At 64.2% G+C, this 15,380-nt stretch carries 9 protein-coding genes and 1 pseudogene; 5 read left to right on the plus strand and 5 right to left on the minus strand.

Annotated features, from left to right (window positions below; translation table 11 throughout):
* Positions 1-143 precede the first annotated feature (143 nt).
* Positions 144-392: pseudogene (locus QMK17_RS22560) on the minus strand (VOC family protein); the annotation flags it as partial.
* A gap of 354 nt (positions 393-746) precedes the next feature.
* Here QMK17_RS22560 and QMK17_RS22565 point away from each other — a divergent pair.
* Together QMK17_RS22565 and QMK17_RS22570 are read left to right on the plus strand one after the other, a co-directional pair.
* Entirely contained in the window at positions 747-1,676 is a 930-nt protein-coding gene (locus QMK17_RS22565; RefSeq protein WP_283511543.1) for an alpha/beta hydrolase family protein, read from the plus strand.
* Positions 1,677-1,709: 33 nt separating this feature from the next.
* On the plus strand, positions 1,710-2,144 hold the full coding sequence (locus tag QMK17_RS22570) for an amidohydrolase family protein (RefSeq protein ID WP_283511578.1): 435 nt from the start codon (positions 1,710-1,712) through the stop codon (positions 2,142-2,144).
* Positions 2,145-2,170: 26 nt separating this feature from the next.
* Here the strand turns inward: QMK17_RS22570 and QMK17_RS22575 are convergent, their stop codons facing one another.
* The 4 genes from QMK17_RS22575 to QMK17_RS22590 all read right to left on the minus strand — a co-directional run bounded on the left by QMK17_RS22575 (position 2,171) and on the right by QMK17_RS22590 (position 5,238).
* Positions 2,171-2,659, minus strand: a complete 489-nt coding sequence (locus tag QMK17_RS22575; RefSeq protein WP_283511544.1) for a MarR family winged helix-turn-helix transcriptional regulator — start codon at positions 2,657-2,659, stop codon at positions 2,171-2,173.
* Between the two features lie 511 nt (positions 2,660-3,170).
* A complete protein-coding gene (locus QMK17_RS22580; protein WP_283511545.1) occupies positions 3,171-3,605 on the minus strand; it encodes a cupin in 435 nt (144 codons plus the stop codon).
* A gap of 617 nt (positions 3,606-4,222) precedes the next feature.
* Positions 4,223-5,017, minus strand: a complete 795-nt coding sequence (locus QMK17_RS22585; RefSeq protein ID WP_283511546.1) for a hypothetical protein — start codon at positions 5,015-5,017, stop codon at positions 4,223-4,225.
* Positions 5,018-5,106: 89 nt separating this feature from the next.
* Positions 5,107-5,238, minus strand: coding sequence for a hypothetical protein (locus QMK17_RS22590; protein ID WP_283511547.1), 132 nt, complete (start codon positions 5,236-5,238; stop codon positions 5,107-5,109).
* Between the two features lie 147 nt (positions 5,239-5,385).
* On the opposite strand from QMK17_RS22590, the gene QMK17_RS22595 reads away from it, so the two are divergent.
* The 3 genes from QMK17_RS22595 to QMK17_RS22605 all read left to right on the plus strand — a co-directional run.
* Positions 5,386-6,219, plus strand: coding sequence for an SMI1/KNR4 family protein (locus QMK17_RS22595; protein WP_283511548.1), 834 nt, complete (start codon positions 5,386-5,388; stop codon positions 6,217-6,219).
* The gene (locus tag QMK17_RS22600; RefSeq protein ID WP_283511549.1) at positions 6,216-6,341 is read left to right on the plus strand and encodes a hypothetical protein; all 126 of its coding nucleotides are present in this window, start codon (positions 6,216-6,218) and stop codon (positions 6,339-6,341) included. Before QMK17_RS22595 ends, QMK17_RS22600 begins: the two co-directional genes overlap by 4 nt.
* 588 nt (positions 6,342-6,929) lie before the next feature.
* Positions 6,930-15,380 (plus strand): non-ribosomal peptide synthetase (locus tag QMK17_RS22605; RefSeq protein ID WP_283511550.1); only part of this gene is annotated, 8,451 nt, incomplete at its 3' end.

Consider the following 15,380-nt stretch of genomic DNA (forward strand, 5'->3'; position numbering starts at 1 on the left):
ATTTGCGCACGATGTCTTCAGCAGAGTTGCGCTTTCGTCCAGCCATGTTTCTCCGTCGTCCTATCCGCCCAGTTCACGGGCAACAAGACTCTAAAACAAAATGGCCCCGTTCACCGGGGACACGCCATCGGGTTCGTACCGGGTCAGTCCGGAGTGCTCCCCGTCATCAGGGCCGCGAGATCGTCTGGCTCCAGGAACGACGGTGGGGGTGGTGGGCCCCAAGCCCACACGCCTTGTAGACCGTGCAGCATTTCGGGTGACCACAATTCATGCTCTAGGACAGTGTCCATGTCCGAGTAGTACTCCGAGAAGTTGCCGGCGGGGTCCTTGAGGTATCAGAAGAAATTTGCGCCGGCGAAGTGTCGGCCTAGCCCCCAGATATGCTGCTCAGGGCAACTGCGGGGCCGTTAAATTCGTTGAGACGGCACCTGTCGGCATCGAAGATCAGAACCAGCTCTCCCACCGCAACGCCGAGCGCCTGCTGGGCCTCGCCCCGAGACATGTTGATGGGTCTAACAACTCGTCACACCCAGGTTCGCGGGAACACGACTGCCGCCAAGCGGCAGGTGTATCGATAGCGGCCGCTCGCTACAACGACAGCCACCATCACGATTAGTTGCATCTGCAACTAAATACGCCTATAGTTGCCGATGCAACCAATGATCGCCGCGGGTTCACCCGACAGAGCACCCACTCACTGCCCGGGTCTCGTGCGCATACCCGCCCAGTGCGGAAAGGGACTGTCCATGAACCACCTCGACGAGACCGACAACAGCAACGGTCGACCCATCATCTCGGCGAAACCCCTGACACTCCCAGCGCCGGGTCGCGCGACCGATCTGCAGGTCAAGGTTTCAGCTCCGACCCAGGGTCAGGATCTGCCGATCATCCTGTTCTCGCACGGATTCGGCTCGAACTTCGACGGCTACGGTCCGTTGATCGATTACTGGGCGGCCCATGGTTTCGTCGTGGTCCAGCCCACCTATCTCGATTCGAGGCGAATCGGTGTACCGCCGACGGATACTCGTGCCGCCCAACTCTGGCGGTATCGAGTCGAGGACGCCAAGCGCGTCTTGGACAACCTCGACGTCCTCGAAGCTGCCGTCCCCGGTTTGTCGGGCCGCATGGACCGTGGTCGAATCGCCGCCGTCGGTCACTCCTTCGGAGGGCAGACCAGTGGCGTCCTGCTCGGTCTGCGTGTTCTGGCCCCAGCAGGAGAGGGCGAGGACATGTCCGACTCCAGGGTCAGGGCGGGGATCCTGCTCGGCACTGCAGGCGCGGGGGAAGGCAATCTCGCGGACGGCGTCATAGACAAGTTGCCCTGGCTCAACGTCTCTTTCGCGCACATGACCGCTCCGGTGCTCGTTGTCGCCGGCGATCACGACCAGTCGTTGCTCACCGTCCGAGGGCCCGACTGGTCCGAGGATCCTTACACGCTGAGCCCTGGGCCGAAGAGCCTGCTGACTGTGTTCGGCGCCGAACACTCGCTGGGCGGCATTCCCGGTTACGATGCGAAGGAGACAACCGACGAGAATCAGGACGTTGTCGATTTCCTCCAGAGTTTCACTCTGGCGTACCTACGCCACGCCCTCGGCATCAATGATGCCGACTGGTCGTCCGCGCGAATTGAACTGCAGCAGAACGCGCAGCCGCTAGGGAAGTTCGAGTCCAAATGAGGACACGCCGCCGCCGAGCAGCACCGGGTACCGATCTACCTTCATCCCAGCCTTCCCCCCGACAGTGTCGATGAGGCGTACTACAAGGGCTTCGGATTGCTCGGCACCGGCGCCCAGGTACGGCACTATCAGACAAGCGTCGGTCTGCTGCGAATAATCCTGTCCGGTGTATTCGACAGATTCCCGCACCAGCAGGTCATTGTCGGACACTGGGGTGAACCCATGATCGAGTACTTCCGCAGCAACATCTACATCACGCCCGGCGGGATTGCCGGTCATCGGTATCTGGGGTGGGCCATCGATGTTGTCGGTCCGGATCGGATAATGCATGCAACCGACTATCCCTTCAACGGGGAGAGGGACTTCGCGGCTCGTGACTTCCTCGCAGAAGCCGACATCTCCGACGACGTCTGTAACAAAATTTCTTTCCAGAACTGGGAACAGTTGGTCAAGGGCATCATTCGCTGATCCGGGGTACGTAGACGAAGAGCCTGCTACTTTGTCGGCGATCCGTCCGAGAGTGGGCCTGAAGGGTCCAGACGAAGTACGACTGGTTCGAGTATGTCGGCAAGAGTCCGGATCTGTTCACTCGAAAGTTCGTCGAGAATGAACGCCTTGGCAGCGGCGGCGTGCACCGGCAAGGCATCGATCATCACTTGCCTGCCCTCCCGCGTGAGTTCGATGTCGGATGCACGCGCATCGCTGCCACTTGTCTCGCGGGATACCAGTCCGCGCCCTTCGAGGCGGGCAATCACCCTCGATACCCGGGGCAGGGGCGCGTACAACCGTTCCGACATTTCACCGATTCGAAGCGTCCGGTGAGGTCCTTCGGACAGTGCGATGAGCGCCCCGTACTCGAAATGCGTCAGACCAACGCGCCGGAGGCGGGTATCAAGGGTGGGTGTGAGAATCTGCGAAAGAACCGTGAGCGAGATCCACAGTCGCGACTCGGCATCACTGAGACCGAAAACCTGCCCGTCCATTACATCACCTTAGCGGTGAGCATCTGTGTGGCCTTCGGTTGGCCGAAAGCCGCTATCTCTCCAGATACGGTTCAGTCGGATGAGACTAGCCACCATGCCCTCGACAATGGGTCTGGGGGCGCGGGGGAAACGCGACAGTCTTCGGGGCGTCGGAAGTGGGCAACGTGGATTGCCGTTGCATACTGTGTATCGGCGGACCGCGAGAACTGCCTGATCATGGAGATCGCCGAGTCCGGCTTGACCCCCTGTTCGCACCCAGGTGGCGGGCAAGCAAGGGGGAGGTGTCGAATAGCATGCGGCCCAGTGCAAGCGGCGCTCGGTCGTCCAGCGCCGTGATCTCATGCACTTCCTGGAACGCGGCACGAATGGAATCCCACGGCTATTCAGCGCCCCATCTGCGGGCACACGACGACCGCACCGAGTTTCTGGCCGGCATCGACCTGGTGCTGATGGACCAACGACAAAGTAGATCGACACGGCAATTTTGGAGGCCGAAATTCCGGTCGATGGTCTATCGGGGGTTGCCGTCAACCCAGCATGACGGTGCGGGAACTGGCGTTCGGCAGTCGGAATATCTCACAAGCAAGCGCGTACTTCGTGTCCACGGCTCGGCGCACAGCGCGATGAACGTCAACCCCTCATCACCGGCACGCAGGAAGCGTGTGGACTCGATATCGACGGAGACGAAGTGGCCCGGTCTCACGGGCGTCGGGACGTCGTCGACCACTACCCACCCATGCCCGGCGATGACGGCGTAGACGTCCTCGTTGCGGTCGTCCACATGATGGTGACGCACCGTTTCCGCACCGGCAGGCAGCTCGTCTTGATACACCTCGAACGCACGTACACCGAGGGCTTCGCTGATGCGCTTATCGTACGGGCTGGCCGCGGGATGCGGACCGTGCCCTGCAGAGATCTCGGAGACGTCGACGATGGTGTGCGGCACGCTCCGAGGCTACCGCTTATGCTCGAATCGGCACGTGAACAGACGGTTCGAGATAGTTTTTGCACACCCACGCGCTCAATCGTTCGAGCTCATACCCAAGGATTTCGCACCGTCGTCGATGGCGGCGCGGAATCTGCGTTAGCTATCCGCAGCGTCCAGGCCACCTGGTTGTCAGCCCGCGCGACGGGAAAGCCGCGGTGGATCCTGCGCGTTGGACAGGTCTGCCGCCAGAACGCACAGCCGTGTCGCTGCTCCGTCGTAGCCTACGTACTTGCTTCGCACGCGACCTGCGGTGTTCCGCACTGTTCGCGCTGGTTATGCGTGACGCTTCGCGTCAATTACGCACTAAAGCACTGGTTTTCGAAACATTGCGCTTTGCACTGAGATGTTTGCAGCCCTTAGTCTTCGTCAGTCAACCGATCTTCCCAAGGCTTCGGCGCGTCAGGCCTGAGCGATGGAGGAGTGGGGGTCCCGTTTGAGCGGAGAGTGTCCGAACGAGGTCTCAGTGTTGCCGAGGGGTACCGATCAAGTCCCCCTCGCCCTCTTGAGAGTCGCGTTGACCGCCCTTCCATCGGCCAGTTCCGTGCACGTGCCCGCGATTGCAGCCGGCAATAGAGTCACAGGCCGACCGCGCCGAGCAGGGCTTCTCCTGGGTCGACGACCGCAACGACGGCCGCGACGAACAGCAGCGCCATCGCAATGGTCATCACAGCACCGAGCGATCCGAGGGCGACGAACATCCGACGGTGGGAACCGTCTGTCGTGTCCGACGATCTGTAGCGTCGGAAGGTGATGACGGTTCCGGTAGCGACTACAGCGATCACCACGGCGGTAGCGACAATTACCGCCCAGTTGTAGTGCTCGACCTGTGTGAGCAGCTCGAGCAGTGGCGGCCTGGAGTCTCCGCTCTGCACACCGTTCTCGATCAGAGACTGCGCTGTCTGCCCGTCCGCGTTGTCAGCGGAGAGAATCGGAAGCAGCGCGACTACGGGTGCGACCGTCGACTGGATGTTGAGCACAGCCAGGAACACCGAAAACAATGACAGCACAGTCGTAGTGGCCGCCGCGACCACGCAACCTACGCCGGCCGTCAGAGATCGCCGCCACAGAGTCGCCGCGAGCGGACACAGAACCGCAGTCAGCAGCACCGAGATGACAATCTTGATCGCGTGCCACTCGAACCAGTAGTCCACCATCTCCGCCAAGCCGGGAGGATAGGTGCGGACTCCGCTACCCCAGTAGTCGACCAAGCCGCGGCCGAGCAGCTCACTCATGACGGATTGATCCTGGAACTGCGGATAGCGTCCGCGTAACAACGCGGCCGGGCCCAGAACGAACGCGGCCACCAATGCCGCTCCGGCGCATGACAACGCAACGATCGACCAGCGGCTTCGGTTGACGGACCTACTCATTGACGACTCCCTTCCAGGAAAGAGTCAATCAGCAGGTACTCGACTGCACATCCATCTGCAGTACTACATCTGACGAACGAGGTACCAGCTCAGGATTCGATGCTCGATCGCTGGCCGCGTCGGACTCTGGCAATCGTCACCGCGGCCAGGATCAACCCTGCAACCGTGCTGAAGTCGGATTCGGTCAACCCTCTGTCTGCATCGACCACGTTGTTGTGCATCGTTTTTGGTTCCTCTCGGTGGATGGGGAGTTTTCGGCCTACCCGCTGAGCGGCGTTCTCCGGGTTCGGTGTGTATTTTGACCATGGTCGTACCGGACGTTCGCTGTGTCTTCGCGACGTTTGGTTGTTCGGGGATAGGTTCTGGTGGTGACTCTTACCGAGGTGTGGTCGGCGTATTTAGCTGCTTTGCGTGTGAAGGCACCGATCACGGTCGAGTCTCTACGGCCGCCTCGCGAACTCGCTGATCTGCAGGACATCGAACGTGCAACCACGCCCTGGCCGGATGATCTGCGCGAATTCTTTTTACTGCACGACGGACAACACCTGTGGGTAGGAGACCGTCTCGCCGGGACGCTACTGCTCGACTCTGAGTTGTTGAGCCTCGAGGACATGCAGTTCGAACGCTCGTCCTGGCTTGAGTCGCCGCACGCGATCGACGACCTGGGTGACGAATGGCCAGCTCAGATCGCAGCTCAGCAGGCAGGGGAGACCGCCCATTTGTTTCTGCCTGAGTATGTCCCGATCGCCAAGGACGGTGCCGGTGGCCTGTGCTACATCGACACACGCCCCGGCCCGAAACAAAGCTGCGTCCGCTTCTTCTCCGCAGACGCGGCAGACGAAGGCGGCCCCGCATACGGTGGTCTGGCCGACTACCTCGATGCGCTGCGGACCAGTGTCGAATCGGAGACGGAGTTCGATGGGGTTGTTCCCACGTTCGACGACGGCGCACTCGTGTGGGAACTCGACCGTTCCGACTGGCCACCGGCTCTCCAGCTACCGGACCCAGTGGTGTTGCGGCTGCCGTTCGAGCCTGTGGAGTTCCGGCCCTCACAGTGGACCGCCGATGACGACGTCATAGATCTCGACGTCGTGCGCCGCACAGTCGTCGACACTGCGCGTGCGCTTTACCCGGGGTCTGCCGTGGACGACGATGCCCGGCTGTATACCGGTACGTTCCGCGACTGCGCGGGGCGAACATGAACTGGTGGGTCTCGCTTGACGGCGTCGAGAAAATATTCACCGCATTCGCCACCGGGGTAGGCGACGACGTAATGGTGGTGGAAGCCCTCCCCGGTGGGTACACCATCGACGTGCAGGACTGAGAAACCGATCCGATACAAACACCCGTCAACGGCGGCGACACCCGGAGTGGTTTTCGATTGGTCGTCTGAGAATGTCGTTGCCTGTTCTGGGTGCCCATCGACGCACGGCTGCACCGGCGATTTCGAGGGCAGCGGCTACCGCGAGAGCGGACGCGACCACGGCGAGTGTGCTGGGGACGATGAACGCCGACGCCAGTGTTCCCCACGCGAGAACAGCAGCGGCCGTATCGAGCGCAGCCGGGGCGGCGGGACCCGCGCGACGGGTGTAGGACGACAGAACCCGGCGAAGCAGATGTTGCCGCGAAACGCGTACCGCAAGGCTGGCTCGTGGGTGGCGACCACCGCCCCTCGGAGGTGTGATCTACGTAACATCTAGCAACTGATTCGCGATATCAAGAAACCGCGATATCAAGAAACCGCGATATCAGATAACCGGAGTTCTCGTACCCTCAGCCGGAGGACAGTGAGAGCCGCCGGATGCTCCGTAAGGAACCGCCACTCCGCAACACCGCATTGGGATCGCCACCACCCCAGGCCCGCAAGGGTGGCACCGACGCGACCAGGGTAGTTCGTTGAAGGGTCCAGTCTATGGATTTCGAAACTCCACCCAGTTCTGGACGGAGACCTTCCGCCGCCTCCGTCGTCCCCCCTGATGCCTTTCCGCTGTCTTCGGCGCAGCGAGACCTGTGGTTCGCTCAGCAGTTCGCACCGCAAACGCCGTACTGCATCGCGCAGTACGTGGAACTGCACGGACACCTCGATGTCGATCTCCTCGCCTGGGCCACCGTAGCCGCTGCCCACGAGTTCGGGTCACCGTTTCTACGCGTGATCGAGGTCGACGGTGAGCCGTTTCAATTCGTCGACCCGACAGTGGACGCCTCGATCGACGTCGTCGACCTGCGTGATCGAGCGGACCCGGTGTCGGCAGCACATGCGTGGATGGACGCCGACTATCGCGCCCCGCTGGACGTTCTGCACGACCGCCTTATCAAGGCGTCGATCCTGCGTATCGGCGATCGAGACTATCTTTGGTACAGCAGAATTCACCACATCGCGCTGGACGGTTACGGCGGAATGACGATGGTGAACCGGATTGCCGCGCTCTATACGGCAGCCTTGGAAAAGCGAGTCGCAGAACCCAATCCGGCAGCCGATCCACGCACGCTGTACGACATCGACGAGCAGTACCGAGCGTCCAGTCGATGGGCCGCGGATATGAAGCACTGGGCCGAACGGGGCGCCGAGAACATCGAGGCGCCCAGCCTGTCGGACCGAGTGGCTGCCGCGGGCGCCCGTTCCATCCTCGAGACCCGCACACTGTCCGACGGGGCGGTACGCGGCCTCGCACACTCCGAAACCAGTGTCGGAGCCACCTCTGCCGCCGTGATCGTCGCCGCCTTCGCCTGCTACCTGTCCCGGATGACAGGTGCGGACCGAGTCATCGTCGCTCTCCCGGTTTCGGCGCGATCGACGATGGTTCTGCGCCGCTCCGGCGGCATGCTGGTCAATCTCGTGCCGCTGCGTATCGATGTCGAGATCGACGACACAATTGCCGCCTTGACCAAGCGGGTGCAGCTAGAGCTCATGGGCGCGTTGCGGCACCAGCGTTGCAACCTGCATGAACCCCGCCGCCTTGATGAACCCCGCCGCCTCGATGAACCCCGCCGCCTTGATGAACCCGTTGGAAATGACGCCGTCGACTCCCCGGTTCGCAGGCTGACGGCGCCGGTGGTCAACGTGATGCTCTTCGATCAGGCGATCACGCTCGGTGAGGTGACCGGCGAATTCCACGTCGTCACCTCGGGCCCGGTCGAGGATCTTCTGGTCAACGTCTACCGAAGCGGGAACCCACCGCACACTTTCATCGAATTTCGCGGCAACCCGGACCGGTACGACGACGAGGATCTGCGCGCTCATCACGAACGATTTTTCGGGCTGGTCGAGGATTTCGTCGCCGCCGAGCCGTCGACACCGATCTCTGCGATACACGCAGGCTCGGTCCGCGAAGGCGCGCGCAGGCGTCGCGCTGCAGTAGACCTCGAATACTGGACTCGCACGTTGTCGGGCTTGTCGGATGTGGCGCCCCTGCCACTCGATCACTCTCGGTCGCTCGATGCCATCGGGGCCGGAGCCAGGCTGGCCGCGCGGGGCCACATCGAGTTCCGCGTCGGTGCCACCGCGCACCGCGAGTTGACTGCGGTGGTCGACACGCACGACTCCACCGTAGCCACGGCGATGCACGCCACGCTGGTGGCGCTGCTCGCCCGATACGGGAACACCGACGATGTCGCCGTGAGCACTCCGGCCGAGGTGAGTGCGGCGGAGCCCAGGGCCGGCACCGTGGTGTTGCGGACACCGGTCGACACCGCACTCCGGTTCGTCGATCTACTCGACCTGGTTCGCGATCTCGACGCGCAGGCCCTCACCCACGCAGAGCTTCCCGTCGGCCTGTCTCCCTTGGCGCCGGTTCGGGTGTCTTTTGCGGTAGCTCCGACACAGCCAGCAGTCATGCCGACGCCGGCATCCGACGTCGACCTGAGGTTCACCGAGGAGTTCGACGCGGCAGGCGAGCCCGCTGGTCTGCGCGCTTCGATCGATTACGCAGGCGAATTGTTCGAACCCGAGACCGTGCGCGCCTTCGCCGCCCGGTTCGCCCGCCTGGTCGAGGCTGTTGCCGCCCGGCCCTTGGACGTGGTCGGTGATATCGGACTCCTCGACGGCGAGGAACTGGCCCGGTTCGTTCCCGTTTACGGCCGACCTGGCGCGCCCGCGCAGCTGTGGCCGGATCTCCTGACGGCCGCCGCGACCGCCTACCCGGATTCTATTGCGCTGTCCTGCAACGGTAACGAGGTCACCTACCGGGAGTTCGAGAATCGCTCGAACCAGCTCGCGAGGATGTTGATCGAATGTGGGGCCGGACCGGAAACCTATGTCGCCGCTGCGATATCCCGGTCGATAGATTCCGTATCGACCAACTGGGCGATCGCGAAGACCGGCGCTGCATTCGTGCCCGTGGATCCGGACTACCCCGCCGAGCGGATCCAGCACATGCTCGCCGACTCGGGTGCACTGCTCGGCGTCACTGTCGCGGGCAGCCGTATCAACCTCCCGGATTTTCTGCCCTGGCTGGTGCTCGACGATCCCGTTGTTGCCGAACGGGTCCGGTCGCAGTCGCCCGCCGCGATCACCGATGCGCAGCGCCGGTCGCCACTTCGACTGTCCCACCCCGCCTACCTGATTTACACCTCCGGCTCGACCGGTGTGCCGAAGGGCGTGGTCATTCACCACGGGGGGTTGGCCAGTCTCGGCGCGGAGCTGCGTGAGCGCGCCGAAGTGACGTCGGCGGCCAGAGTCTCGCACCTCGCGTCCCCCAGTTTCGACGCCTCGATCTTCGAGCAGACGATGGCCTTTTCGGCCGGGGCAGCGCTGGTGATCGTTCCGCCGGGGACTGTCGGGGGATCCGACCTTGCTCAGCTGCTCGAAGCGCAGCGGATCACGCACGCATTCTTCACTCCGAGCCTGCTGGCCTCGGTGGACCCGCACCGGCTGGCCGGCCTCGGTCATGTGCTCGTCGGAGGCGAGCAGATTCCGCCCGAATTGGTGCCGCGGTGGGGCCTCGGGCGCAGCCTGCTCGACGCCTACGGCCCGACCGAGTGCACGATCATGGCCACGGTGAGCGAGCCGATGGACCCGGATCGGCCGGTCACGATCGGGGGACCGGTGCGCGGGATCGAGGCATTGGTGCTCGATTCGAGGCTGCATCCGGTCCCCGTCGGCGCCCGGGGTGAGTTGTATCTGGCCGGGGACGGACTCGCCCGCGGATACCATCGGCGACCCGGGCTGACCTGTCAGCGATTCGTCGCCGACCCCTTCGGCTCCTCGGGGCAGCGAATGTACCGGACCGGGGACGTCGTCCGCTGGCGGACCGATCTGACGTTGGAATATTTGGGACGCAGCGACTTTCAGGTCAAGGTACGTGGGTTCAGGATCGAGCTCGGTGAAATAGACTCCGCCATCGCCGCGCACCACAGCGTCGCGTTCGCCGTCACCCTCGGTCGCATTGCGCCCTCCGGGCAAACAGTCCTGGTCGCCTACGCGATGCCGGCCCGCGGCCACCGGATCGACGGCGCCGCGCTGAAAGATCACCTTCGCAGAGCATTGCCCGATCACATGATCCCGGCGACGATAGTCGAACTCGAAGCGATCCCGCTGACCCCGGCAGGCAAACTCGACCGCCGAGCCCTGCCCGCCCCGGAATTCGGCCGCACGGACTACCGACCACCGTCCACCACTCTCGAACGGTCCGTGGCCGCGATTTTCGCATCGGTGCTAGCGGTCGAGCGTGTCGGCCTCGACGACAGCTTCTTCGACCTGGGTGGAAACTCCCTGACCGCAAACGACATCGTCGCGCGCGTCAACGGGGCGGCCGACGTCTCGATCGGACTGCGGGACCTGTTCGAGGCGCCGAGTGTGGAAGAGCTTGCCGCCCTGATCGAACATGGTGACGCTCGCGGCTACCACCGGCCACCCCTCACCGCGGTTCCGCATCCCGATCCGATCCCGCTCTCGCCCGCGCAGCAGCGGGTGTGGTTCGTCAACCAGTACGATCCCTCCTCGGCGGCCTACAACCTCCCGCTTGCCATCGCGCTGATCGGGTCCCTCGACATTCCTGCGCTGCGATCGGCCGTGGCCGACGTCTTCGAACGCCACGAATCGTTGCGCACCACGTATCCGGGCTCCCAGGACGGCCCCAGCCAGGTGATCGTGACCGCCGCCGAGGTCGCGCCGGATCTGCTCCCCATCCACGTCGCGAATCCGCTGGAGCTGCGCGAGCGTCTCGATCGTTTCACCGCGCGCGGATTCGATGTGAGCAGCGAAGTCCCCATCCGCGTCGCACTGTTGGAGCAAAGTCCTACCGACCACGTGCTCGTGATGGTGGTGCACCACATCGCCGGCGACGGGGCTTCGATGGCACCGCTCGCCCGCGATGTGACGGTTGCCTACAGCGCTCGGTGCGCGGGGAAGGCGCCGCAGTGGGCGCCGTTGCCGGTGCAGTACGCCGACTACACTCTCTGGCAGCGCACGTTGCTCGGCTCCGAGAGTGATCCGGACAGCCTCGTCTCACGCCAACTCGACTACTGGAGCGAGACACTGGCCGGTCTGCCGGAAAAGTTGGAGTTACCGACAGATCGGGCCCGGCCGGAGCAACGGTCGATGCGCGGCAGCGTCGAACCGCTGCACATCGATGCGCGTCTGCACCGGAATATCCGATCGCTGGCCGAACGCCACGGCGCCACGGTATTCATGGTCGCGCACGCGGCGCTGGCGGTTCTGCTGGCGCGGATGAGCGCAACCGAGGACATCGCGATCGGTACACCGGTTGCGGGTCGCGGCGACCCGGCGCTGCAGGACCTCGTAGGCATGTTCGTCAACACGCTTGTCCTGCGCACCCAGGTCGACTCGGCGGCGGGTTTCGCCGACCTGTTGAAAGCCACCCGAAACAGCGACCTAGATGCGCTCGGACATACCGAGGTTCCGTTCGAACGTCTGGTGGAGGCGGTTGACCCCGTGCGATCGTCCGCGCATACTCCACTGTTCCAGGTGTTACTCGAGTTCCAGAACAACCAGACTGCGCACCTCGAGCTGCCCGGGCTGACGGTCGCTCCAATCGAATCCGAGGTCGTGCACTCGAAGTTCGACTTGCAGCTGACCCTCGCGGAGAAAAGCGACGACAGCGGTGGCCCCGGCGGGATCAGCGCGGCTCTCACTTACCCGGTCGACCTGTTCGATCCCGGCACAGTGCGCGGGCTTGCGCGGCGGTTCGTTCGTATCCTCGAAGCTGTCTGCGCCGATCCGGACCTCCCGATCGGCGACATCGATCTGCTCGAAGCCGAGGATCGGGCGAGGTTGCTCGCAGGCGCGGCGGTCGTCGGTGTCGGCGATGTGACGCTTCCGGAACTGTTTGCCAGGACGCTCGCACGGGTTCCCGACGCGACCGCTGTGGTTGCGTCGGACTCGACGCTCACCTACCGGGAACTCGATGCCCGCTCGAACAAGCTGGCCAGGGTGCTCGTCGACCGGGGGGTCGGTCCCGGAACCGTTGTCGCGATTGCAGGTCCGCGCAACAGCGTCCGGATCGTGGCCCAGCTGGCGGTGCTCGCTGCCGGCGGGGCGGCTCTGGTGCTGGAAGCGACGGCCGGGTCCGATCAGTTGGTGAGCGAGATTCGCGCTGCGGCACCGTCGTTCGTGCTCTCGCTGACGGGAACGCTTCCTGCCACCGGCGTCACGACGGTCTACCTCGATGCCGCCGAAGTGTCGGCCGCGCTCGGTTCGGCATCCTCGGCGCCTCTCACCGACCTCGACCGCCTGGGCCCGCTGTATCCGGACTCCGTCGCGCAGGTGGTGTCGACCGCCGGGGCGACCGCACGGCCGAAAACTGTCCTGCTTTCACACCGGAATGTGGCATCCGCTGTCGAGAACGTCGATGGCGTTGATGAATTGGGCGGCGATGAATTGGGCGGTGATGAATTGGGCGGCGACGAGGTATGGGCGTCGATTCCGTCCCGTGCATTCGACTTCGGGGTGTGGGAGCTGTGGCAGGCGCTGCGGCACGGCGGCAGGCTGGCCATGGTCGACCGCGACACCGCGCGCTCACCCGTCGACCTTGTCGAGCTTCTCGACAGAGAGCGGGTCACAACGGTGCACCTGACCCCGATCGCGTTCACCCGGTTGACGGCGGCCGCATCCTCCGACGGACTGAAAGTACGGCGCTCTGTCGTGGGCGGCGACGCGGATGACACGGATTCTTCCAGCCGGGAAGAGCGCCGCGGCGCAGTGGCTGCGTACGGCAGCGTCGAGGCAGGGTTCCCGGTCACGGTCGACGGCCGTCCAGGTTCGGGGCTGGGCTTGTTCGTCCTCGACGATCGACTGCATCCGGTGCCGCCCGGAGTGGCCGGAAAGATCTATGTGTTCGGTGCGCAGGTCGCGCTGGGGTACCGCGATGACCTGTGCGGCACCAGCCACCGCCTGGTGGCTTGCCCGTTCGGATCGCCGGGTAGCCGGATGTACCGCACCGGCGACGCCGGGCGGTGGCGGACCGGCACGCGACCGGACGAACTCACCCTTGAATACTTGGGACGCAACGACTTTCGTGCCGGCCTGCGCGGCTACCGGATAGACCTCGAAGGGATCGACACCGCGCTGAAAGAAGATCGCACGGTCGCCGACGCTGTCACGCTCGATCTCACCGCCCGATCCGGTCGGACGGCGCTGGTGTCCTATGTGGTGACGACGATGGAATCTACGTCTCCGGACGAGCTGCGCGAGCGACTGGAGATGACCCTGCCCGCGCATTTGGTACCCGTCGAGATCGTCGTCCTCGCGGAGCTGCCGACGTTGCCCGATGGGGAGATCGACCGGAGCTTGCTGCCGGCACCGGCGTTTCTCGCTGGAGCCACCGAGTTCCGTCCCCCGCGCACTCCTACCGAGGAGGGCGTCGCTGCGGTGTTCGGGCAGGTGCTCGGCACCGAGGGAGTGGGCATCGACGAGAACTTCTTCGAACTCGGCGGCAATTCGCTGGCTGCGACCAGGGTGGTGGCACGGGTGAACGCGGCGCTGGGGTCGGCGATAGGGGTGCGCGCCCTGTTCGAGGCCCCGACCGTGTCCGCGCTTGCGGCAGTGATCGACGGTGCCGATTCGAACGAGTCGACGCGGCCCGCGCTGGTAGCTCGGACCAGACCCGAACGGGTACCGGTCTCGCTTGCGCAGCAGCGGATGTGGTTCATCAATCAGTTCGACACCTCCTCGGCCGCGTACAACGTTCCGATGTTGGTCCGGCTGGCCGGTGCGCTCGATGAAACCGCGCTACGCGACGCTCTGATGGATGTGCTCGAACGTCACGAGTCGCTGCGGACGGTGTACCCGCTCGACGGGGAGGGCCCGATCCAAGTCGTGCTCCCGGTCGATCGGGCCCACAACCTCACCGCCGTGACGGTCGCCGACGAGGTGGAACTTCGAAGGCAGATCCGAGCCGTGACCGAGGAGGGGTTCGACGTCGCCGAGGCGGTCCCGCTACGGGTGCGACTGTTGCGCCTGGGCCCGACCGAACATGTATTGGCTGTGGTGCTCCACCACATATCTTCAGACGGTTCCTCGCTGACTCCGTTGGCCCGCGACGTCGCCGCCGCGTACGGTGCCCGCGCCGAAGGACGCGCACCGGACTGGACCCCGCTCACAGTGCAGTACGCCGACTACAGCCTGTGGCAGCGCGATCTGCTCGGGTCAGAGGATGACCCAGTTTCACTCGTCTCCCGGCAACTCGCCTACTGGTCCGAGGCGTTGGACGGACTTCCGGAACAGCTGGAGCTCCCCACCGATCGACCGCGTCCGACGACGCCTTCCGGTGGCGGCGGGTCGGTCGACTTCGAGATCGATGCGGCAACACACGCGCGGCTCAATTCCCTTGCGCGCAAGAATGATGCCACCCTCTTCGTCGCCCTGCACGCTGCGCTAGCGGCATTGCTCTCACGCCTGTGCGGCGAAGCGGACATCGCCGTGGGGTCGCCCATCGCGGGCCGCGGCGAGCGAGCGCTGGACGACCTGGTCGGAATGTTGGTCAACACACTGGTGTTGCGAACCAGAGTCGACCCCTCGGCATCGTTTGCCGATCTGCTCGGTACGGTCCGGGAGGCGGATCTCAGCGCCTTCGCGCACGCGGACCTGCCTTTCGAGCGTCTGGTCGATGTGCTCGCCCCGACCCGATCGACCGCAGTGCATCCGCTGTTCCAGGTGATGCTCTCGTTCGAGAACCTTGCACGGGAGGGGCTGCAGCTGCCCGGCCTTGCGGTGTCCGAGATCGAACCGGAAACCCGGATGTCACAGTTCGATCTGAGCCTGACCCTGCGGGATCGGTACGAGGGGGACGCGGAGGCAGGGATCTCGGCCTCGTTCACCTTCGCGACCGATCTGTTCGACCGGTCTACGGTCAGTGGGTTCGCGAAGATATTCCTTGCAATCCTCGACGCGGTGGTCGCGGATTCC

The organism is Rhodococcus sp. G-MC3 (assembly GCF_030063335.1).
GTDB lineage: Bacteria > Actinomycetota > Actinomycetes > Mycobacteriales > Mycobacteriaceae > Rhodococcoides.